This is a genomic window from Streptomyces sp. NPDC032198, assembly GCF_040636975.1.
Taxonomy (GTDB): domain Bacteria; phylum Actinomycetota; class Actinomycetes; order Streptomycetales; family Streptomycetaceae; genus Streptomyces.
Window position 1 is genome coordinate 241,372 of record NZ_JBEZVL010000012.1, and the last position, 21,511, is coordinate 262,882.

The 21,511-nt window shown below is 71.6% G+C and carries 14 protein-coding genes and 1 pseudogene; 8 read left to right on the plus strand and 7 right to left on the minus strand.

What is annotated here, in order from left to right:
- Nucleotides 1-37: 37 nt before the first annotated feature.
- Together AB0E78_RS30335 and AB0E78_RS30340 are read left to right on the plus strand one after the other, a co-directional pair.
- Entirely contained in the window at nt 38-889 is an 852-nt protein-coding gene (locus tag AB0E78_RS30335; RefSeq protein ID WP_361839007.1) for a (2Fe-2S)-binding protein, read from the plus strand.
- A gap of 232 nt (nt 890-1,121) precedes the next feature.
- The gene (locus tag AB0E78_RS30340) at nt 1,122-2,186 is read left to right on the plus strand and encodes a DUF2637 domain-containing protein (protein ID WP_361839010.1); all 1,065 of its coding nucleotides are present in this window, start codon (nt 1,122-1,124) and stop codon (nt 2,184-2,186) included.
- Between the two features lie 39 nt (nt 2,187-2,225).
- Here the strand turns inward: AB0E78_RS30340 and AB0E78_RS30345 are convergent, their stop codons facing one another.
- The gene (locus AB0E78_RS30345) at nt 2,226-2,708 is read right to left on the minus strand and encodes an ATP-binding protein (protein WP_361839012.1); all 483 of its coding nucleotides are present in this window, start codon (nt 2,706-2,708) and stop codon (nt 2,226-2,228) included.
- A 216-nt stretch (nt 2,709-2,924) separates the two neighbouring features.
- Here AB0E78_RS30345 and AB0E78_RS30350 point away from each other — a divergent pair, with 216 nt between their 5' ends.
- The gene (locus tag AB0E78_RS30350) at nt 2,925-5,984 is read left to right on the plus strand and encodes a glycoside hydrolase family 38 C-terminal domain-containing protein (RefSeq protein WP_361839016.1); all 3,060 of its coding nucleotides are present in this window, start codon (nt 2,925-2,927) and stop codon (nt 5,982-5,984) included.
- A 7-nt stretch (nt 5,985-5,991) separates the two neighbouring features.
- Here the strand turns inward: AB0E78_RS30350 and AB0E78_RS30355 are convergent, their stop codons facing one another.
- From AB0E78_RS30355 to AB0E78_RS30365, 3 genes are all read right to left on the minus strand, one after another.
- Complete coding sequence (locus AB0E78_RS30355) at nt 5,992-7,734, minus strand: pyruvate dehydrogenase (RefSeq protein WP_361839019.1); 1,743 nt, start codon at nt 7,732-7,734, stop codon at nt 5,992-5,994.
- Between the two features lie 63 nt (nt 7,735-7,797).
- Nucleotides 7,798-9,468, minus strand: a complete 1,671-nt coding sequence (locus AB0E78_RS30360) for a protein phosphatase 2C domain-containing protein (protein WP_361839022.1) — start codon at nt 9,466-9,468, stop codon at nt 7,798-7,800.
- Nucleotides 9,469-9,597: 129 nt separating this feature from the next.
- Nucleotides 9,598-13,359 carry a S8 family serine peptidase gene (locus AB0E78_RS30365; RefSeq protein ID WP_361839025.1) on the minus strand — a complete coding sequence of 1,254 codons (3,762 nt, stop codon included), beginning with the start codon at nt 13,357-13,359 and terminating at the stop codon, nt 9,598-9,600.
- 206 nt (nt 13,360-13,565) lie between these two features.
- Here AB0E78_RS30365 and AB0E78_RS30370 point away from each other — a divergent pair, with 206 nt between their 5' ends.
- From AB0E78_RS30370 to AB0E78_RS30385, 4 genes and pseudogenes are all read left to right on the plus strand, one after another.
- Nucleotides 13,566-14,549 carry a helix-turn-helix transcriptional regulator gene (locus AB0E78_RS30370; protein WP_361839027.1) on the plus strand — a complete coding sequence of 328 codons (984 nt, stop codon included), beginning with the start codon at nt 13,566-13,568 and terminating at the stop codon, nt 14,547-14,549.
- Between the two features lie 69 nt (nt 14,550-14,618).
- The gene (locus AB0E78_RS30375; protein WP_361839030.1) at nt 14,619-15,101 is read left to right on the plus strand and encodes a DUF456 domain-containing protein; all 483 of its coding nucleotides are present in this window, start codon (nt 14,619-14,621) and stop codon (nt 15,099-15,101) included.
- A 56-nt stretch (nt 15,102-15,157) separates the two neighbouring features.
- A pseudogene (locus AB0E78_RS30380) lies at nt 15,158-15,352 on the plus strand (hypothetical protein); the annotation flags it as partial.
- A gap of 61 nt (nt 15,353-15,413) precedes the next feature.
- Nucleotides 15,414-15,782 carry a PPOX class F420-dependent oxidoreductase gene (locus AB0E78_RS30385; RefSeq protein WP_361839032.1) on the plus strand — a complete coding sequence of 123 codons (369 nt, stop codon included), beginning with the start codon at nt 15,414-15,416 and terminating at the stop codon, nt 15,780-15,782.
- Nucleotides 15,783-15,926: 144 nt separating this feature from the next.
- Here AB0E78_RS30385 and AB0E78_RS30390 read toward each other — a convergent pair whose 3' ends face one another.
- The 3 genes from AB0E78_RS30390 to AB0E78_RS30400 all read right to left on the minus strand — a co-directional run bounded on the left by AB0E78_RS30390 (nt 15,927) and on the right by AB0E78_RS30400 (nt 20,351).
- Nucleotides 15,927-17,279, minus strand: coding sequence for an AlkA N-terminal domain-containing protein (locus tag AB0E78_RS30390; RefSeq protein ID WP_361839210.1), 1,353 nt, complete (start codon nt 17,277-17,279; stop codon nt 15,927-15,929).
- 112 nt (nt 17,280-17,391) lie between these two features.
- Complete coding sequence (gene rsgA / locus AB0E78_RS30395; protein WP_361839035.1) at nt 17,392-18,516, minus strand: ribosome small subunit-dependent GTPase A; 1,125 nt, start codon at nt 18,514-18,516, stop codon at nt 17,392-17,394.
- A gap of 242 nt (nt 18,517-18,758) precedes the next feature.
- Entirely contained in the window at nt 18,759-20,351 is a 1,593-nt protein-coding gene (locus tag AB0E78_RS30400) for an NAD(P)/FAD-dependent oxidoreductase (RefSeq protein ID WP_361839038.1), read from the minus strand.
- 69 nt (nt 20,352-20,420) lie between these two features.
- Here AB0E78_RS30400 and AB0E78_RS30405 point away from each other — a divergent pair, with 69 nt between their 5' ends.
- On the plus strand, nt 20,421-21,455 hold the full coding sequence (locus AB0E78_RS30405; RefSeq protein WP_361839040.1) for an AraC family transcriptional regulator: 1,035 nt from the start codon (nt 20,421-20,423) through the stop codon (nt 21,453-21,455).
- Nucleotides 21,456-21,511: the final 56 nt, after the last annotated feature.

Genomic DNA, 21,511 nt, shown 5'->3' on the forward strand with positions numbered 1-21,511 from the left:
GCTTACCTGTAATCGATCGTGATTCGGTGGTTCTCGCATGTCCGTTCCCACCTTGGCGAAGCGCGCCCCGAGCGCCCTCGCGGACGCCTACGCCCGCCTCACCGAAGTGTTCCCCGGACTGCGCGTGACCGAGCTCGGCGACGAGGAGCAGGCCCCACAGGGCGGCGGCTGGGTCACCGCCGCCCGGCTCGCGGAGGGCGGGGCCGACCTCGACGCTTTTCTCGCGTGGGACGAGGCGCAGGTACTGAAGGACTACGGGCAGGCGGCGCGTCCGGACGTCATCGCCGGCTTCGCCCTGCACCGCTACGCCTGGCCGGCCACCCTCCTCATCACCCTGCCGTGGTTCCTGCACCGCCGGGTGCCGCGCTACCCCGTACAGAACGTCTCCTTCCAGCGCACCCTCGGCCGCCTCGCCGTCCGTGACGCGGGCTTCGCCTGCCTGCCCGGCGATCCGGCCGCCGCACTGCCGGGCGCCCGCGTCGTGCCGGACGAGGAGGCACTGCGCGCGGAGGTGCGGGCCGCCGTCGCCGAGCACCTGGGACCGCTCCTCGACGCCTTCGGGCCCCGCATGCGGCGCCGCTCGCGCGCCCTGTGGAGCGTCGCCACGGACGAGATCGTCGAGGGCCTCTGGTACATCGCCCATCTCCTGGGCGAGGAGCGGCGCGCAACGACCGAGCTGGAGCGACTACTGCCGGGCGCCACCAAGCCGTACGTGGGCACGGCGGGGTTCCGTGAGCTGACGGGACCGAACGGCGAGTCCCTGCCGACACGGGACCGCGCGAGCTGCTGCATGTTCTACACGCTGCGTCCCGAGGACACCTGTGTGACCTGCCCGCGCACCTGTGACGCGGACCGCGTCGCACGGCTGAGCGCCGCCGCGGCGGCCTGACCGGGGCCCCGCCCCGAGCCGAAATCGCAGCCCCTCCCCTTTGAACCACCCTTTCGTGTTCGTTTAATCGAACTCAACTCCCCTTACCAAGGCTTGAGTTCGAGCAAAACGGCGCGCGTCGCACCCCTTTGCACCCCCCTTGGCGTTCTCTTGCCCGGAAACCCCTCTGGGGGCCATCGGGATTGGGTCACTATGGCGCCCGAACGCCCTACCGCGACGCAAGGGACCCCAGATGAGACTGACCGACATATCGCTGGACTGGCTGCTTCCGGGCTGCGTCCTGCTCCTGGGCATGCTGGTGGCGGTGGCGGTACTCGCACGCGGCAAACGCGCCGGGCAGAAAGCGGCCGCCAATGCCTCCAGCGACGAATCCTGGGAACGCAGCGAGGAGCGCCGCAGGCGCAAGGAAGCCGTCTATGGAACGGCCTCGTACGTTCTGCTGTTCTGCTGTGCGGCGGTCGCCGCCGCACTCTCCTTCCACGGGCTGGTCGGCTTCGGCCGCCAGAATCTCAACCTCACCGACGGCTGGGAGTACCTCGTCCCGTTCGGCCTCGACGGCGCGGCGATGTTCTGCTCCGTGCTCGCCGTGCGCGAGGCGAGCCACGGTGACGCGGCGCTCGGTTCACGGCTCCTGGTGTGGACGTTCGCGGGCGCGGCCGCCTGGTTCAACTGGGTGCACGCGCCCAGGGGACTCGGCCACGCGGGCGCCCCGCAGTTCTTCTCCGGCATGTCGCTCTCGGCGGCGGTGCTCTTCGACCGCGCGCTGAAGCAGACCCGCCGGGCGGCACTGCGCGAACAGGGCCTGGTGCCGAGGCCGTTGCCGCAGATCCGGATCGTCCGGTGGCTGCGCGCGCCCCGGGAGACCTTCGCCGCCTGGTCGCTGATGCTCCTCGAGGGCGTACGCACCCTGGACGAGGCGGTCGAGGAGGTCCGCGAGGACCGGCGCGAGAAGCAGCGCACCCGGATCACCAGGCGAGGCAGGGAGAAGCTGGAACGTGCGCAGCTCAAGGCGATCAGCAGGGGCCATCGCGGCCTGCCGGGCCGAGGCGGCGCCCGGCAGGTCGACCTGCCGGCCGTCGCACCGGCCGGCGGGGCCGCGCAGGTCGGCACGGACCCTGCCATAGCCCCGCCGGAACAGGAACAGCTGCCGCTGCGTTCCCGTCCCTCCCTCCAGGCCGTGAAGAACGGCACTGAACCCGTCACCGTCGACCTCACCGCCGAGGACGACACGCAGGCGCTGCCGCGGCTCGACTCCCTGGAGCGCAAGCTCAAGGATCTGGAGCAGCAGTTCGGCTGATGTCAGCAGCGCAGGACGGGAGTTGACCGGCGGCCCGGTTCATGCCGGGCCGCCGTCCAGCTCGAACCACACCGCCTTCCCGACCCCGTGCGCCCGCACACCCCACGCGTCGGCGAGGGACTGCACGAGCATCAGGCCCCGGCCGTGCGTGCTGTCGTCGGCGTCCGGCACGCAGAGCTTCGGGCGGCGTCCGACGAAGTCCCTGACCTCGACGCGCAGCCTGCCCGGCCGCACGGTCGCCGTCAGAACGGCGTCGCGGTCGGTATGCACCAGTGCGTTGGTGACCAGTTCGCTGGTCAGCAGCTCGGCTATCTCGGATCGTCCGGGCCTCCCCCAGGTCCGGAGCAATTCGCGCAACGCGCCCCTGACCTCAGGGACCGCGCGTAGGTCGGATCTCCCCAATCTGCGCCGGAGTTGAGCCCTATGGAGCTCCACCGGCCTGCCGTCGATCGGCTCATCCCTTGCTTTCGGCGAGGAAGCCCCCAAATGAAGGTGACCTCCGTCTCTTACCTGCCTTGTCATGACCCCCGCCCACAAACGAGTCCATTCCTCCCTGGTCGAACGCGCTCACGGAATGCATGCCCCACTCGGATGGCGGCACTCATGTCGAAGCGTCAACCATGGAAGTGGGTGCGCCCGAGCTCGGCGGGGAAGTGAAGCGATGGACCGTTTCTTCTTGATCCTGACCGGGCCCGGCAGCGCCGCACGGGGCCCGCCCGAACATTCCGAGGAGCCGCCGTGCACGACGACCGACTGCTGGTGGAGGGACGCCTGGAGCGCGCCCTGCGGCAGTTCATCCGCCCCGCCCAGTACGCGGACCGTGTGCCGCTCACCCTCTCGGTCTGGCACGCGCCGGGCGAACCCGTCCCCGTCGCCGAGGCCCTCGACGCCTCGTACGAGCCCTTCGAGACGGGCACCGCCTGGGGAAAACCCTGGTCAACGAGTTGGTTCCGGCTGCGCGGTCAGGTGCCGGACGCCTGGCGCGGACGGCACGTCGAGGTGGTCGTCGACCCCGGCTTCACCGGGGACGGACCCGGCTTCCAGGCGGAGGGCCTGGTGTATGACGCGGCGGGCGTCCCCCTCAAGGGGATTCACCCCCGCAACCGGCACATCCCCGTGGCAGCTTCCGCACGGGGCGGCGAGCCGGTGCACCTCCTGCTGGAGGCGGCGGCCAATCCCCTCGTTCTGCACGACTTCGAACCGACCCCCCTGGGCGACGTACTGACCGCGGGCGATGGCCTCATCTACCGATTCGCGTCTGCCGATCTCGCCGTACTGGACGAGGACGTCTGGCGATTGACCCTGGACATCGAGGTCCTGTCCGAGCTGATGTACGAACTGGACGCCGCCCGTCCGCGGCGCCACGAGATCCTGCGCGCCCTGGAGCGCGCGCTCGACGCGCTCGATCTGCACGACGTGTCGGGCACGGCGGCAGCGGCCCGGGCCGAGCTGGCGGAGGTCCTCGCGCGTCCCGCCCACGCCAGCGCACACCGGGTCTCGGCCACCGGGCACGCCCACATCGACTCGGCATGGCTGTGGCCGCTGCGCGAGACGGTGCGCAAGGCGTCCCGCACCTTTGCCAATGTGACGGCTCTCGCCCAGGACTATCCCGAGCTGGTCTTCGCCTGCTCACAGGCCCAGCAGTACGCCTGGGTCAAGGAGCACCAGCCGCACATCTGGGAGCGCATCAAGAAGGCCGTCGCGGACGGGAACTGGGCGCCGGTGGGCTCCATGTGGGTCGAGTCGGACGCCAACATGCCGGGCGGCGAGGCACTGGCCCGGCAGATCACGCACGGCATGCGGTTCTTCCGCGAGGAGCTGGGCGTGGAGACGGAGGAGATCTGGCTGCCGGACTCCTTCGGCTACACGGCGGCGTTCCCGCAGCTGGCGAAGCTCGCGGGCATCCGCTGGTTCCTCACCCAGAAGCTGAGCTGGAACCAGTCCAACAAGATGCCGCACCACACCTTCTGGTGGGAGGGCATCGACGGCACCCGGGTCTTCACGCACTTCCCTCCGGTGGACACCTACAACTCCCAGATCCACGGCGCCGAACTCGCCCACGCGGAAAGGAACTTCGCCGAGAAGGGCCACGCGTCCCGCTCCCTGGTGCCGTTCGGCTGGGGCGACGGCGGCGGCGGTCCGACGCGCGAGATGCTGGAGAAGGCGCGGCGCACGCGCTCCCTGGAGGGTTCACCGCGCGTCGAGATCGAGAAGCCGTCCGCGTTCTTCGCCGCCGCCGAGGAGGAGTACGGGGCCAAGGCGCCGGTCTGGTCGGGCGAGCTCTACCTGGAGCTGCACCGCGCGACGTACACGACGCAGGCGGCCACCAAGCGTGGCAACCGTCGCACCGAACACGCCTTGCGCGAGGCCGAGTTGTGGTGCACGGCCGCCGCGGTGCGCGACCCCGCGTACGTCTACCCCTACGCGACCCTCGACCGGCTCTGGAAGACCGTGCTGCTGCACCAGTTCCACGACATCCTGCCGGGCTCGTCGATCGCCTGGGTGCACCGCGAGGCCCGCGACACCTATGCGCGCGTGCTCGCCGAGCTCGATGAGCTCACCGCGGCGGCGGTCCGTTCCCTCGGCCCGGGCGGCCCCACCGCGCTCAACGCGTCGCCGTACGCGCGCAGTGAGGTCGTCGCGGCCGAGGACGGCACCCTGGTGCACGTCAATGTTCCGGCCCTGGGGAGCAAGGGTCTTGCGGAGGCCGCCTCGTACACGCGGGAGACCGGGGCGACCGCGCTGCTCGCCGACGGCCACATCCAGCTGCTGAACGAGCATCTGCGCGTCGCCATCGACGCGGACGGACTGCTGACCTCCGTGCACGACATCGACGCGCACCGCGAGGTCCTCTCCCCCGGCACGCGCGGCAACCTCCTCCAGCTGCACCCCGACCACCCCACGCACTACGACGCCTGGGACCTGGACAAGCACTACCGCAACACGCACACCGACCTCACCGAGGCCGAGTCCGTGGAGCTGGTCGAGGACGGGCCGCTGCGGGTCGCCGTGCGCGTGGTGCGGTCCTTCGGGGCGTCGCGGATCGCCCAGGAGATCCGTCTCGCGGCGGGCAGCCGTCGCGTCGACGTCGTCACGGACGTCGACTGGCAGGAGTCGGAGAAGGTCCTCAAGGCCGCCTTCCCCCTCGACGTGCACGCCGAACGGTCCGCGGCCGAGATCCAGTTCGGGCACGTGCACCGCTCCACGCACGCCAACACCGGCTGGGACGCGGCCCGTTTCGAGATCTGCGCGCACCGGTGGCTGCGGGTCGCCGAGGAGGCGTACGGCGTGGCGGTGCTCAATGACTCGACGTACGGCCATGACGTGACGCGCTCCCCGCACGGCGACGGGCTCGGCACCACCGTGCGGCTGACGCTGCTTCGCGCCCCGCACAGTCCGGACCCGGAGACGGACCTGGGCACGCACCGGTTCACGTACGCCCTGCTGCCCGGCGCGACGACGGGCGACGCGGTCGCGGAGGGGCTCGCGCTCAATCTGCCGCTGCGGGTGGCCGACGCGCCCGTGCTGCCCTCCCTGGTGAGCGTCGACAATCCGGCGGTGACCGTGGAGTCGGTGAAGCTCGCGGACGACGGGAGCGGCGATGTCGTGGTGCGGCTCTACGAATCGCGGGGCGGACGCGCCGCGGCCACGCTCACCACGTCGTTCGCGGTGGGCGCGGCCGAGGTGACCGACCTCCTGGAGCGTCCGCTCGAACCGGCCCACACCGATGACGCGGGGCTCGTGCTGGCGCTGCGTCCATTCCAGATCGTGACGCTGCGGCTGCGGCCGAGGCGCTGACGCGACGTCAGGGGCGGGGCACGTTCCGCAGGTTGGAGCGTGCCATCTGCACCATGCGGCCGACACCGCCGTCCAGGACGATCTTGCTGGCGGAGAGCGCGAAGCCGGTCACCATCTCGGAGCTGATCTTGGGCGGGATGGAGAGGGCGTTCGGGTCGGTGACGATGTCGACGAGGGCGGGGCCCTTGTGCGCGAAGGCGTCCTTCAGGGCGCCGACGAGCTGCTTGGGCTTCTCCACCCGCACGCCGTAGGCACCGGCGGCGCGGGCGACGGCGGCGAAGTCGGGGTTGTGGTTGGCCGTGCCGAACGAAGGGAGCCCGGCCACCAGCATCTCCAGCTCGACCATGCCGAGCGCCGAGTTGTTGAAGAGGACGACCTTCACCGGCAGGTCGTACTGGACGAGGGTGAGGAAGTCGCCCATCAGCATGGAGAATCCCCCGTCGCCGGACATCGAGACGACCTGGCGCTTGCGGTCGGTGAACTGGGCACCGATCGCCTGCGGCAGGGCGTTGGCCATCGAGCCGTGGCTGAAGGAGCCGATGATGCGGCGCTTGCCGTTCGGGGTGAGATAGCGGGCGGCCCAGACGTTGCACATGCCCGTGTCGACGGTGAACACCGCGTCGTCCGCGGCCAGTTCGTCGACGACGGACGCCACGTACTCGGGGTGGATCGGGATGTGCTTCTCGACCTTGCGCGTGTAGGCCTTGATGACGCCTTCGAGGGCGTCCGCGTGCTTCTTGAGCATCTTGTCGAGGAACTTGCGGTTGGTCTTGGGCGTGACGCGCGGGGTGAGACAGCGCAGGGTCTCGCGTACGTCTCCCCAGACGGCGAGGTCCAGCTTCGAGCGGCGGCCGAGGCGTTCGGGGCGCACGTCGACCTGGGCGATCTTGACGTCGTCGGGCAGGAAGGCGTTGTAGGGGAAGTCGGTGCCGAGCAGGATGAGCAGGTCGCACTCATGGGTGGCCTCGTACGCGGCGCCGTAGCCGAGCAGACCGCTCATGCCCACGTCGTAGGGGTTGTCGTACTGAATCCATTCCTTGCCGCGCAGGGCGTGACCCACCGGGGACTTGATCTTCTCGGCGAACTCCATGACCTCGGCGTGCGCGCCCGCTGTGCCGCTGCCGCAGAACAGGGTGACCTTGCCGGCCTTGTCGATCATCTCGGCGAGCTTGTCGATCTCCGTGTCGCCGGGGCGCACGGTGGGGCGCGAGGTGACGAGCGCGCTCTCCGGGGACTTGTCGGGGGCCTGCTGGTCGGCGATGTCTCCCGGCAGGGTGACGACACTGACACCGGACTGCCCGATCGCGTGCTGGATGGCGGTCTGGAGCAGCCGCGGCATCTGCTGCGGGTTGGAGATCATCTCGCTGTAGTGACTGCACTCGCGGAAGAGCTGATCGGGGTGGGTCTCCTGGAAGAAGCTCAGGCCGATCTCGCTGGAGGGGATGTGGGATGCGAGGGCCAGGACGGGCGCCATGGAGCGGTGGGCGTCGTAGAGGCCGTTGATCAGGTGCAGGTTGCCCGGGCCGCAGGAACCCGCGCAGACGGCGAGGCTGCCGGTGATCTGGGCCTCGGCGCCCGCGGCGAAGGCGGCGGTCTCCTCGTGCCTGACCTGCACCCAGTCGATGCCCTTGGTGCGCCTGATCGCGTCCACGACCGGATTGAGGCTGTCGCCCACGACTCCGTACATCCGGCGCACACCGGCGCGGTGGAGGATGTCGACGAACTGTTCGGCGACGTTCTGCTTGGCCATGGCTTCACGAACCCTTCAGTCCCCTTGACTCTCTTGGGTTCCATGAATTCACAGGCCGGGCCCTCACGCCTCCCAAACGGCGGCCGCCGTTCGGTCGTCCGCGTACCCCTTGACCCGGACCTGGACGTCCGCGAGGAAGGTCGCGAGGCCCGGTGGGCCGCTCTTCGCCCACCGCTGGGTGAGGTGGGCGGCGAGGTCGGGCTCACCGCGCAGGGGCTCGGCGAGGCCGCCGCTGCAGAGCATCAGGGCATCACCCGGCCGGGCTACGGAGGCCCGGAAGCGGAACGGCTCGCGGGGCGGCGGCTCGGGGGCGGGCTCGTACGGGCTCGGGGGCGTGATGATCCCCATGTCCATGGTGAGCCGGTCGCCCTCGGGGGTCTCCGGCGGCACGGAACCGAACCCGACGACGGGCGGGCCCGCGTCACCGGCCGTGTCGCTGATGCGGGGCTCGATGTCCTGCCAGGTGCCGTCCCGCAGCCGGAAGAGCCCGCCGCCGCCGACACCGAAGAAGACGCGCGTACGGCATTCGGGGTCAGCCGGCAGGAGGAGGCAGCGCAGGGACGCGGCGTACTCCTCGGGCTCGATGCCGAGGTCGACCGCATGGGCGCGGAGCTTGCCGAGGCTGCGGTCCGTGAGCCGGTGCAGACCGCTCTTGAGGTCGCCGCGCCGGGCGGCCCTGATGTCCTCGGAGAGCCGCTGATGGCTGCGGCCCACGGCCCGCCCGATCCAGGCGCAGGCCTCGGCCGCGGCGCGATGGGCGCCGGGCGTGGCGCGCGCTCCGGTGGCCATCGCCACCAGGACGAGCGCGGCATCGCCGGTCCCGAAGCGCGCGGTGAGCAGCGAGTCACGGCGCGGCTCGCCCCGGTAGCGCGCGGAGTCCCCGCGCACGGAGACGGCCCGCAGGGTGGAGGTGCCGTAGCGGGCGCCGTCGAGCACGGTGTCGGCGACCAGGTCGCCCAGGTCGTCGGGGTCGGCGGCGGGCAGGACGGTGGGCTCGGCGTCGTAGGTGGGCGGCCCGTCGCCCACGTACGAGACGGCTTCGATGGCCGTTGCCGTCACGGTCGGCTCCCGCTCCACCGGGTCGGGTGCCTGCGGCTCCGGGGCCGCGGATTCCTCGGGTGGGCGGGGAGCGGGGACGGCGGTGGTGCGGCTCGGGTCGCCGGGCAGCTTCGTCGGTCCCGCCGGGAAGGTGACCGGCCCCGCGGGCGCGGCGGGCGGCTCCCAGGGGGCGGCGGCCGGGCGAATGCGAGGGGCGGGTGGGGGTGAGGGCGGGGTCGGAGGCGGGGGTGGGGGCTCGTACATCGGCGCCGATGCGGGCGGCGCCGATGGCTTGCGTGGCATGAACGGTTCGTCTTGCGCAGTTCCGGTCCCGGTTCCGGTTCCGGCCCCGGCGTCCAGGCCGGGCGGCTCCCCCGCGGGCGCGGGATCCGGCGTCCGCGGAGCCAGGTCCCGGGCGGCGCCCGGCGTGCCCCGCCGGTCCTGGAACTCCGGGGGCGGCGGCTCCGGGTCGGGGAAGCGGCCGGGGCGCGGAAGTGTTCCTTCCGCGACCTCGCCCGCGGGCGAGGGATCGGCCGCGCCCTCGCCCGCCGCGGTGACCGCCGACGCGAACCTGTCGTCGAGGGTGTCGGCCGCCTCGGCCGGACCCGTGTCATGAGCGGAGTCGTCGTAGAGCTGACCCCACCAGTCGTCCTCCTGGCCGGAGGCCCCGTCGTGCCTCTCCCCCTGCTGGCTCATGCCCCTATTGTCCACCGCAAAGGCCGTACGAAAACGGTGCATCCGGAAATTCCGGCCACCGGAAGAGTGATGAGGGCCGCCGGGCGGACCCACCCCCCACGGGAGGACCGCCCGGCGGTGTCTGTGTGTTTATCGCACGTCGTAGGCGCGGGCCACCGTCTGAGTGACGGAAATTCCGTTCGCATCCCGCAGTTCGGTCCTGAGCCAAACGTGCTTGCCCGAGGCGCCCGCGTGGTCGACGGTGGCGGTCCACCTGCCTCCGGAGGCGGACGTCTTCGCCTCGGTCCAGGTCCTGCCCTCGTCGTACGAGTAGGACAGGGCCGCCGACTTGAGCGCGCCGGGCTTGTAGCCCGCGTGCCCCGTAGCCGTGAGCTCAATCCTCTGGCCGTCCTCGGCGGCCAGGGTCTTCATGCCGTCCTCTGGCAGCCCGTAGCGCGGGAACAGCATCGGGATCCCCTGCGAGTAGGCCTCCTCGTCGAGGTGCGAACGGAACGCCCAGGTGGTCTGCGTGCCCGTGGACCGCTGCCACACCCTCGACCCGATCTTCTGGGTGCTCAGGGTGAGTTCGTACGCGGAGTCCGCGGCCGGGACCGTGAAGACCCCGAACGGCCAGCCCGACTCCCCCACGACCTCGCCGTCACGCTTCAGCTCCACGCTGCCGATGTCGCCGAACCCGCCCTGGATCCCTGCGTGTTCACTGTCGCCCCAGAATCCGGGCGCGACACCGATCAGGTTGCCCTGCCGCTCCCCCGCGAGACCGAGCCCCCCGTCGGCGTCACGTGGCGCGGCCGGGGTGAGCACGCCCTCGTACCACTTCTCGGTGCGCCGCTCCCCCTTCTCGTACGTCCGCACCGGGTCGATCATGAACTCCCCGAACGGGAAGCTGCTGGACACCTGGTGGCCCCAGCCGGTCGTGCCCGCCGAGTAGTACTCGGTGCGCTTGCCGGGGGCCGGGACCGACTCGATGTCGGCGAAGTAGACCTCAAGACCCGAGGGGCGGACGGCGGACGGCAGGTCCACGTAGTCCGTGGCCGTGCCCATCGCGCGGTACGTGGCCTCGTTCGCGGCGAGGTCCTTGTCCCGCACCCGGTAGGTGCGGTCGTCGCGGATCTGGCCGGTCTCGGGGAAGGCGAGGTTGTAGATGTAGGGGCTCTTCGCCGTTCCTTTCCACTTCAACTCGACGGGTCCGTCGGCCAGTTGGGCGAGGAGCGAGGCCGCCTCCGGGGCCTGGATGCCGAGGACCGGCAGCGGGGCGCCGGTGAGGCCCGCCGAGGGGAACCAGCGCCCCGGTGCCGTGCGGTGGGCGATGACCGCGACCGCTCCCGCGGCCTTCGCGTCGGCCGCCACGGCACTCATGCCGCCGCTGTCCGGGGCCTTGACCAGGGCGATCCTGCCCTTGACCCCTGCTGCTCCCAGCTCGGCGGGCGTGCCGGAACCGGCGTCCACGAGAGCCGCCCTGCCCGTGCCGTCGAGGTTGGCCGAGCCGGTGGACGCGGTCACGGGGTGCAGCTGCTTGCCGCCGGTGACGGAGAGTTCGGAGAGCAGGGGTGCCGCGGCGCGCCAGTAGGTGCTGGATTCGAAGGTGCCGTCGGTCGCCTTGCCCTCGACGGACTGGTAGAAGCCGCGGATGGAGCGCGGTCCGGCCGCGGTGCCCGCGTGCAGCCAGTGGTCGCTGCCCCAGGTGCGGGCGAACCCGAGGGTGGCGCCGCGCACTTCGGACTTCTTGTCCGTCCTGACCGTGAGGCGGTGTGCCTTGCGGGCGTCGAGCGTGACGGTCATGTCCTTCTTCACCTCGACCTGGGGCCGGGCGATGTGGGTGAGCGAGTCGGTCAGCGTGCCGCCGTCCGCGTCCGGCGTGGCGATGAAGCCGGTCAGGAAGTAGGCGCCGGGGCGGACTTGGTACGTCTGGTCGTTGGCGCCCTCGTTGAAGCGCCGCTCGCCGCTCGCGTCGTCGGTGCCGATGAGGTCGACGGACGAGGGCCCGTCGGCGGGCTTCCCGGCGCGGTCGACGAGCTTCACGCGGAGGCTGACGGTCTCCGGCTGTACGTAGAGGGAGAAGGGGGTGGAGACCGCGACGCCGCCGGCCTTCGCCAGGACGCGGCCGGTCACGTCGCCGTACTGGGAGCGCTTGAGGTCCGCGTCGGGGTCGAGCTTCAGCGGGACCTTGACGCTCGCGCCCGCCGGGACCTTCACCGTGGGTGCGCCGAGCCTGGCGATGCCGGACCGTACGGCGGAGCCGTCGTTACCGGTGACGCCCTGCACGGACAGCTTCAACTCCACTGCCTTGTCAGTGGCGTTGGTGTACGGAACGTCGACCGTGGTGCGGTCCGAGTGGTCCTGGGGCCAGCCGAAGGTGCCGCCCTGTACGGCGGGCGAACCGAGGACCTTCTGGTCGACGGCGGCCTTCACGTCGAGCCGCCCGCCGCCTGTCTCGGTCACATCCCCGGGAATGGCGCTGTCCGCCGACGACACGAGGGCCGACTTGATCTGCTGGGCGCTCCACTCCGGGTGGCGCTGCTTGACCAGGGCGGCGGCGCCCGCGACGTGCGGGGTCGCCATCGACGTACCGCTCATGGACTGGTAGGCGTAGACGCCTCGGCCGCCCGCCGCCGCCGCGGAGATGTCGACTCCGGGAGCGGCGATCTCCGGCTTGAGGGTGTGCGAGCCGTACGCGGGACCCCGGCTGGAGAAGGAGGCCGTCGCGTCGTCGCGGTCGACGGCGCCGACGGTCAGGACGCTCGGCGCGCAGCCGGGCGAGGACACGGAGTTGAGGCTCGGTCCTGTGTTGCCCGCCGCGAGGACGAAGAGGGTGTCCTTGCTCGACCGCGCGAGCTCCTCCGTGGCCGTGCTCATCGGGTCCGTGCAGTCGGTGCGCGCCGGGTTGCCGAGGCTCATGGAGACGACGTCGGCCTTCTCGTCGACGGCCCACTGCATGCCCGCGATGATCCAGGAGGTGGCGCCGGAGCCGCTGTCATCGAGGACCTTGCCGTGCAGCAGCTCGGTGGCGGGCGCGACGCCCTTCTTCTTGCCGCCGCTCGCCGCGCCGGTACCGCCGACGGTGGAGGTGGTGTGGGTGCCGTGGCCCTGGCGGTCCTCGTTGTCCGGGGACTCGGTGAAGTTCTTGACCGCGCCGATGCGGCCCTTCAGGTCGGGGTGTCCGGCGTCGGCGCCGGTGTCGAGCACGGCGACCTTGGTGCCCTTGCCGTCGTAGCCCGCGGCCCACGCCTCGGGGGCGTGCACCTGCTTCGTCGACCGGTCGAGGGTGGCCTTGACCTTGGCGTCGAGCCAGAGCTTCTTCATCCCCGACGCGCCGTATCCGGAGCGGGACTTGGCGGAGGTGAAGTCCGCCCAGAACTCCGCGGCCTTCTTCTTGTCGGCCTTCAGCGCGATCCCGCCGACAGGGTCGAGGACGAGTCCGCGTTCGGCACCGCGCGGCGTGGCGGGCACCGCGCGCGTGACGTCGACGGACGTGCCGTACACGGCGATCAGCGGGAGCTTCTTGGCGTGCGCGTCGTCGTAGCCCTGCCGGACGAGGCCGGTGACGTTGAAGAGCTCCTCGTCGACCCTGCCCTCGGCGATCGCGTGGACGGCGCCCTCGGGGTAGACATACAGGTCCTTGCCGGACTGCCGGGTCTGGACGACGGGCACCGTGCCGTCCGCGCCGGGCAGGGCGCTCGCACCGGCGCGGCCCTTGCCGTCGGACGTCACGAGGACGCGGTCACCGGTGACGAGGGTGACGACGGAGCTCCCTTCGCCGCGTGGGGCACTCCCCACCAGCGGACTCGTGTCCGCCGTGGCCGGGCGTGGCGCGGCCACGGACGGGACGGCCGCGGTGACGGCGAGGACGGCGGCGGACGCCGCCCCCAAGGCCGTGCGCGATATCGGGCGCATCGCTCTCCCCAGGGGTTGATGGGCATGCGGAACCACAGCCGAAAAGGGACCAAAGGCCCTAATCCCGGCTGCCGTTGGTGCTGCGGTGGCGTCACCTTGGCAGAGAGGCGGGGGGTGCGGGGATGATGTCCTGGGGCGGGTTTACGCCGTGGCTCTTTTCCGCCAGGGCGCCGTCCGAACGGATCCTTGGGGAGGGACGTCGCCGCATGCTGGCTGCGATAGGTCTGGATGAGCTGCACGAATCGGCGTACCGCGCACTGGTGGCGGTGGGCGCCGCCGACGTGCCCGATCTCGCGCGGCGGCTCTCGCTGGGCGAGCCGGAGACGGTGCGCGCGCTGCGCCGCCTGGAACTGCACGGCCTCGCGGCCCAGGCCTCCGGCAAGGCGGGCCGGTGGGTGGCGGCCCCGCCCGGCGTCGCACTCGGCGCGCTCCTGACCCAGCAGCGGCACGAGCTGGAGAAGGCGGAGCTCGCGGCGAAGCTCCTCGCCGAGGAATACCGCGCACAGGCCGCCGAGCCCGCGGTGCACGACCTGGTCGAGGTGGTCACCGGCGCGGGCGCGGTCTCCCAGCGCTTCCTCCAGCTCCAGCTCGGCGCGAGCGACGAAGTGTGCGCCCTGGTGACCGGCAGCCCCGTGGCGGTCACCGGCATGGAGAACGACGCGGAGGAGCAGGCCGCGGGCCGTGGCGTCACCTACCGCGTGGTGGTCGAACGCTCCGTCCTCGCCCTCCCGAACGGACTCGTCGAGCTGTCGACGGCGATCGGCCGCAACGAACAGGTGCGCGTCGTGGACCGCGTCCCGACGAAGCTGGTGATCGCCGACGGCTCGCTCGCGATGGTGCCGCTGACCTCGCGCAGGGCGGAGCCCGCCGCACTCGTGGTGCACGCGAGCGGCCTGCTCGAATCCCTGACGGGGCTCTTCGAGGCGGTGTGGCGTGGCGCGCTGCCGCTGCGGCTGGGCGAGGACGGCCACTCGGTCACCGAGGACGCCCCCGAGGGACCCGACGGCGCGGACCTGGAGATCCTTTCGCTGCTGCTCGCGGGCCTGACGGACGCGAGCGTCGCCAAACAGCTCGATCTGGGGCTGCGGACGGTGCAGCGCCGGGTCAAGCGGCTGATGGAGCTGACGGGCGTGACGACGCGGCTGCAGCTGGGCTGGCACGCGTACGAGCGGGGCTGGGTGGCGCGCTAGACCCCGGAAGTACCGGCTGCTGGACTTGCGCGACCTGCGGTTTTGCCGGTTGTCCGGCACGCTTGACAGATGGGAGCGTGGGAACTCCTGCTGGTCGGAGTGGTGCTGCTGCTCGGGATCGGCGGAGTGCTTGTGCCCGGTGTGCCGGGGCCGTGGCTGGTGTGGGCCGCGGTTCTCTGGTGGGCGCTGCAGGACCCGGAGCCGGTCGCCTGGTGGGTCCTGGTCGGCGCGTCCGTCGTACTCCTCGTGGCGCAGGGCGTCCGATGGCTGCTGCCGCCACGGCGCTTCCGGGAGAGCGGAGCCACGCGGCGGACGGCTGTGTACGCGGGGGCCGGGGCTCTTGTCGGGTTCTGCCTGGTGCCGGTGATCGGGTCGCTGCCGGGGTTCGTCGCAGGGATCTACCTGGGCGAACGGCTGCGGCTCGGCGGGCACGGGGAGGCGGTGACGTCGACGAGGACGGCCATGCGGGCGGGCGGCTGGAGCGTGCTGACGGAGCTGTTCGCGTGCCTGCTGATCGCGGGCGCCTGGCTGGGGGCCGTGATCTGGGGCTGAGCTCCCGTCCGACGCCGCCGGTACGGCGTGGTCGGCCCACCCACGGCCCACCCTTGGCTCTGCTCGGCAAGGGCAAGGACGCGCTGAAGTACCTCGGGCAGCTGATGTCCCGCTTCATCCAGCCCAACACCATGTACAAGGAGTCCGTCTTCCTTGCGCTGCCATCGGCGTGGGCGGACCTCACGGTGCACGACTTCCGTACGCAGGGGGCGTTCCTGCTCAGCGCGGTACGCAAGGGCGGAGCGAGTCGGCCCTGATCACCGCCAAGACAAGATCCGTGCATGGGCGGGGTACGCGTGCGAGGCTCGCGGCATGACCGAATTCAGCGAGGCCGAGCGGGCGTACCTCAAGTCCCAGCGTCTGGGCCGGATGGCCAGCGTCGACGCGACGGGGCAGCCGCAGGCGAATCCCGTCGGGTTCTTCCCGCAGGACGACGGGACGATCCTGATCGGCGGGTACGCGCTGGGCGCCACCAAGAAGTGGCGCAACCTCCAGAAGAACCCGAAGGTGTCGCTGGTCGTCGACGACATCGTGAGCGAGCGGCCGTGGAAGGTGCGGGGAGTCGACATCAGGGGCGAGGCCGAACTCCTCACGGGGCCACATGAGTTGGGCCCTGACTTCAGCGAGGAGCTGATCCGGATTCATCCTCGGCGGATCCATAGCTGGGGCTTGGAGGAGTGAGGTGACATGCGCCGCGGCGCGGGGAAACATCAGCCCGTCCGGCGTTTGAGGACGAACTCGGCGGAGCCGGTGATTGCGGCACGCAAGGCCCCCGCGCCGAGCGGGTTTTCGGGAAGGGGTGGGGTTGGGGAAAGGGAAAGTCTTCTACCCCGCGGTCAGCACATGCCGCACCCCATACGACCGCCAAGGCCGCCACCCCTCAGGCACATCCACCCCCGGCAACCCCACATCCGGGTCCCCGAGAGCCCGCATCCGAACAACCGCCACGACCCCCGCATCCACCCCCGCCAACCCCAAAAGCCCAGCCTCCGCATCCTCCCGGTCCGCCCCCGCATCAAGCCGCACCCGCCCATCGGCCAGCGCGGCGGCCAGTTCCCCCACGGGCCCCGGCTCCCCGGCGAGCGTGCCCGGCTCGGGGAACACGTGGGTGAGGGATCCGCACGGCGCGTCCAGCGCCTTCCCGTACCGCTCCACCAGGAGCGACGCCGCCGAACGCCCCACCAGCGCCCGCACCGCGAACTCCTCCGGATCGGCCGCGCCCGGCGACCGCAGGCCGGGCCGGGCCGCGACCAGCGGGGCGAGCCGTGGATCGGCGCCGAGCCGTTCGTCGACGGCGTACGGATCCGCGTCGAGGTCGAAGAGGCGCCGCAGCCGCTGCACGGCGGTCGTGAGGTCCCGCAGATCGGTCAGGTGGAGCCGCGCGTCAAGCCACCCGCCGACCCCGTGGTCACTCTCCTCGACGGCCACGATCCCGGCGCCGTACGGCAGCCGCAGCGTACGGCGGTAGGTCCGCCCGCCCCGCTCCCCGCCGACCTCCTCGATCCCGGCGACGGCCTCGTCGGCGAGCAGGTCGAAGAGGGCCCCGGCCTGGTAGGCCCCCCGGTAGGCGAGCCGCAGCGGAACCCCGGCGGCCGGGGTCGCCTGCCCCGCTCCCCCGCCACGCGGCGCGGCGGCCCGCAGCGCGGTGGGCGTCAGGGCGTACACCGCCCGGATCGTGTCGTTGAACTGCCGGACGCTCGCGAACCCCGCGGCGAACGCGATCTCCGTGATCGGCAGAGCCGTGGTCTGCAGCAACACCCGTGCGGTGTGTGCCCGTTGGGCCCGAGCGAGGGCGACAGGCCCGGCCCCCAGCTCGGCGGTGAGCTGCCGCTGCACCTGCCGGGAGCTGTAGCCGAGCCGCACGGCCAGACCGGAGACACCCTCGCGGTCGACGACGCCGTCGCCGATCATCCGCATGGCGCGCCCCACGACGTCCGCGCGTACGTTCCACTCCGCGGACCCCGGCACGGCGTCCGGGCGGCAGCGTCGGCAGGCCCGGAAGCCGGAGCCCTGGGCGGCGGCCGCGGTGGCGTAGAAGCGGACGTTCCGGCGCTTGGGTGTGACGGCGGGGCAGCTGGGCCGGCAGTAGATGCCGGTGGTCTGGACGGCGAAGAAGAACTCACCGTCGAAGCGCCCGTCACGGCTGCGAACCGCCTCGTACCTGGTCTCTTCATCGATCACGTCTTCCAGTGTGCGACGCCACCGGCACTTCGGCTGGCGGAATTCGGACACCACGTTGCGGGGGCGCGCGAGCACCCCCGCAACACTGCTGCCGCTTGGCGGACGCCGACTAGCGGATCCGGCCCCGCTTGGCCTCCATGGCCGCCTTCCCCTCCGCGCCCCGCAGCTTCCACTGGCGCCGCATGTCGGCCCGGAGCTTCGCGTCCGTCTTGGCGACGATGCGCTGGTTCTCGCGGATCAGCTTGCGGTAGCTGTCGAGGCGGCGGTCCGGGAGCGTGCCGTCCTCCACTGCCGCGAGCACCGCACAGCCGGGCTCGGCCGTGTGGGCGCAGTCCTGGAAGCGGCAGTCTGCCGCCAGCTCCTCGATCTCGGAGAAGACCTGGCCGACACCTGTCCCGGCGTCGAACAGACCGACCCCGCGCAGTCCCGGCGTATCGATGAGGACACCACCGGCCGGGAGCACGAGGAGGTTGCGGGTCGTCGTGGTGTGGCGGCCCTTGCCGTCCACGTCACGGGCCGCGTTGACGAGCATGACGTCCTCGCCGACCAGCGCGTTGGCCAGTGTCGACTTGCCCGCGCCGGACTGGCCGAGCAGGACGGACGTGCCGCCGGCGACGACGGCGCACAGGACGTCGACGCCTTCGCCGGTGGTGGCGCTGACCGGGAGCACCTGGACGCCCGGGGACGACGTCTCGACGTCCTCGACCAGGTAGGAAAGCCCCGTCGCGTCCGGGACCAGGTCGGCCTTGGTCAGGACGACCAGCGGCTGGGCCCCGGACTCCCAGGCCAGGGCCAGGAACCGCTCGATACGGCCGAGGTCGAGCTCGACGGCGAGCGAGATCGCGATGATCGCGTGGTCGACGTTGGCCGCGAGGATCTGCCCCTCGGACCGCTTGGACGAGGTGGAGCGCACGAAGGCGGTACGGCGCGGCAGCAGCGTCCGCACGTACCGCGGATCGCCGCCCTCGGGGTCGACGGCGACCCAGTCGCCGGTGCACACGACCTTCATCGGGTCGCGGGGCACGACGAACTCGGTGTCGGCACGCATCGTGCCGTCGGGCGTGACGACGTCGCACTGACCGCGGTCGACGCGCAGGACACGGCCGGGCAGCAGACCCTGCGCCGCGTACGGGGTGAACTCGGCTTCCCAGCTCTCGTCCCAGCCGTAGGGCGCGAGAGAGTACCGCGGAGAAGGAGAAAGTGAAGAAGGCTGCGAAGACGCAGAGGAAGACAAGGGGTGACCCTTCACAGGGGTGGCCCCGGCGCACGCGCACTTCGGCGCGTGGAAAAGAGGAAGGTCAGCCGGTGGCCACGGAGGTGGAATGAACGGACTTCTCGATGCGGGCAGCGCCCATCTCAACGACAGCCATCGGTCACACCTCCTGGATCACACACTCGGCCTGCACCGGCGGCCAACAGGCCGCCGGAAGAACAGGACCAACCCTAGCCGCGGGCTCGGCCGGAGCGCCAACGTTTTTAGCGTCCGGCCGGGGCGGGCTCCTCGGCGGTGGCCGCGCGGGCCCGGCGTACGGCGGACAGCGGCGTGGGGGCGAGGGTCTTGCGCAGGTTGGTGCGCATCGTCGACGCGGCGTCGAGCACGTAGTTCTGCCGGACCTTCCAGGGGCTGCGGTCGCCCTGCCGGGGGAAGGCGTCGATGGAGCGCTGGACGTATCCGGAGGCGAGGTCGAGCAGCGGGCGTTCGGTGAGCGTGCTCGTCGGCCTCGGTTCCACCGCCGCGTAGTCGTTGTCGCGCAGGTGGTTGAGCACCTTGCACACGAGGCGGGACGTGAGGTCGGCGCGCAGCGTCCAGGAGGCGTTGGTGTAGCCGATGCACACGGCGAAGTTCGGTACGCCCGTCATCATCGCGCCGCGCCACACGAACTGCTTGTTCAGAGCGACCGGTTGGCCGTCGACGCGCGGGGCGATGCCGCCGAAGGCGAGCAGTTGGAGTCCGGTGGCGGTCACGATCACGTCGGCCTCGATGACGCGGCCGGACCTGAGCCGGATGCCCTCGGGGACGAAGCGGTCGATGTGGTCGGTGACGATCTCCGCGTCGCCGGTCTTCAGCACCTCGAACAGGTCGGCGTCGGGCACCGCGCACAGCCGCTGGTCCCAGGGGTCGTAGGACGGCGTCAGGTGGTCGGCGACGAGCTTGTCGTCCTTGACGATGCGCTTGTTGAGTCCGGTGAGCAGGCGCCGTGCGGCCTTCGGGCTGCGGCGGCAGAACTGGTAGAGGCCGATGGTGAAGAGGATGTTCTTCGTCCGCACGACCCGGTGGGCGGCGCCCGCGGGCAGTACGGCGCGGATGCCGTCGGCCAGCCTGTCCCGCGAGGGGAGCGAGCCGATCCACGTCGGGGTGCGCTGCAGCATGGTGACGTGGGCGGCGCTCCGTGCCATCGCGGGCACGAGCGTGACGGCGGTGGCGCCGCTGCCGATGACGACCACGCGCTTGCCCGCGTGGTCCAGGTCCTCGGGCCAGAACTGCGGGTGCACGACCCGGCCGGTGAAGGAGTCGGCGCCGGGGAACTCGGGAGCGTGGCCCTGGTCGTAGTTGTAGTAGCCCGCGCAGGAGTACAGGAAGTCGCAGGTGACGGTGGTCAGGGTGCGGCTGCCGTCCTCGGCGGTGCGCTCAAGCGTCACCGTCCAGCGGGCCGTCGCGGTGGACCAGTCGGCGCCGACGACCTTGGTCCCGTAGCGGATGTGACGGTCGATGCCGAACTCCGCGGCCGTCTCCTTGATGTAGCCGAGGATCGACCGGCCGTCGGCGAGCACCTTCGAGTCCCGCCAGGGCTTGAAGGCGTAGCCGAGGGTGAACATGTCGGAGTCCGAACGCACACCCGGGTAGCGGAACAGGTCCCAGGTACCGCCCATGGACTGCCGCGCCTCGATGAGCGCGTACGAACGCTCGGGGCACTCGGTCTGCAGCCGGTAGGCGGCGCCGACACCGGACAGACCGGCGCCCACGATGACGACGTCGATGTGCTCGATGGGCTCGGCCGGGGCACCGGTGGCGGTGGTGTCGGCCGTGGCGCCCGTGTCGGCGGTGCTTGAGTCTGCGGAGTACGTCATTCCTCCAGTGTCCGGAAGCACACCCGGCAGGAATTGACCCGGGACGACAGATCTTTGACCCTGGACGACATGTCCGTGATCAGATCGGCGGGGCTCCGTGGTTTCCGCGCCACGGTGGCGGAGCTCGGCGGCGACGCCGAGTCGTACGCCCGGCAGGCGGGCTGCCCCACGGCCGCGCTCGACGCGGACGACCTCCTGGTGCCCGAGGAGGCGATGGCCACCGTACTCGAGCTGGCCGCGGAGGATCTCGGCTGTCCTGATCTCGGCCTGCGCATCGCGGCCCGGCAGGACCTGGGCATGCTCGGCGCCCTGGCGCTCGCCATCCAGAACTCCGCCACCCTCGGGGACGCCCTGGAGTGCACCACACGCTATCTGTTCGTCCACGCGCGCTCGCTGAGCCTGAGCCTGGAGCCGGACCCGTACGGCACTCCGGGGGTGGCCGCCCTGCGCTACGGCGTGCGCGAGGGGGTCGAGGCGCCGCCGCAGGGCATCGATCTCTCCCTGGGGTTCATGCACCGGGCGATCGTCTACCTGGTCGGTCCGTACGGCCTCGGCTCGGTCGAGCTGCCGCACCCGCTGCTCGCGCCTTTGCCGGTGTACGAGGAGTTCTTCGGCGTCCCCGTGAAGGCGGACCGCCCCGCGGCCCTGCTGCGCGTCCCGCTCAGCCTGGCCGACCGGCCCCTCGGCGGCGGCAACGCGCATCTGCGGCGCCTCGCGCTCGCGTACCTGGACGAGCAGCTGCCCGCCGAGCGTACGGATGTCGTCAGCGGCGTCCGCGCCGTGGTGGGGCGGTCGCTTGGCACGTCGCCGCCCGAGATCGGGACCGTCGCCCACCTGCTGAACGTCCATCCGCGAACCCTGCAACGCAGGCTGCGCGCCGTGGGCACGACGTTCGCGGAGGTCATCGACGAGGAACGCCGCAGCGCGGCGCGGCGCTACCTCACCGAGACCGACCTGCCGCTGGGCCAGGTCGCCCTGCTCCTGGGCCTCTCCGAGCAGTCGGCCCTGAACCGCTGCTGCCGACGTTGGTGGGGCACGACGCCACGCGCGGTGCGGGTGCATGGACAGGGGGCCGGGGAGCCGCCGGTTTCCTCAAGCACCTGAAGCACCTGAAGCACCTGAAGCACCTGAAGCGAACGTCTGGGCGCCGTCGCGGCGAG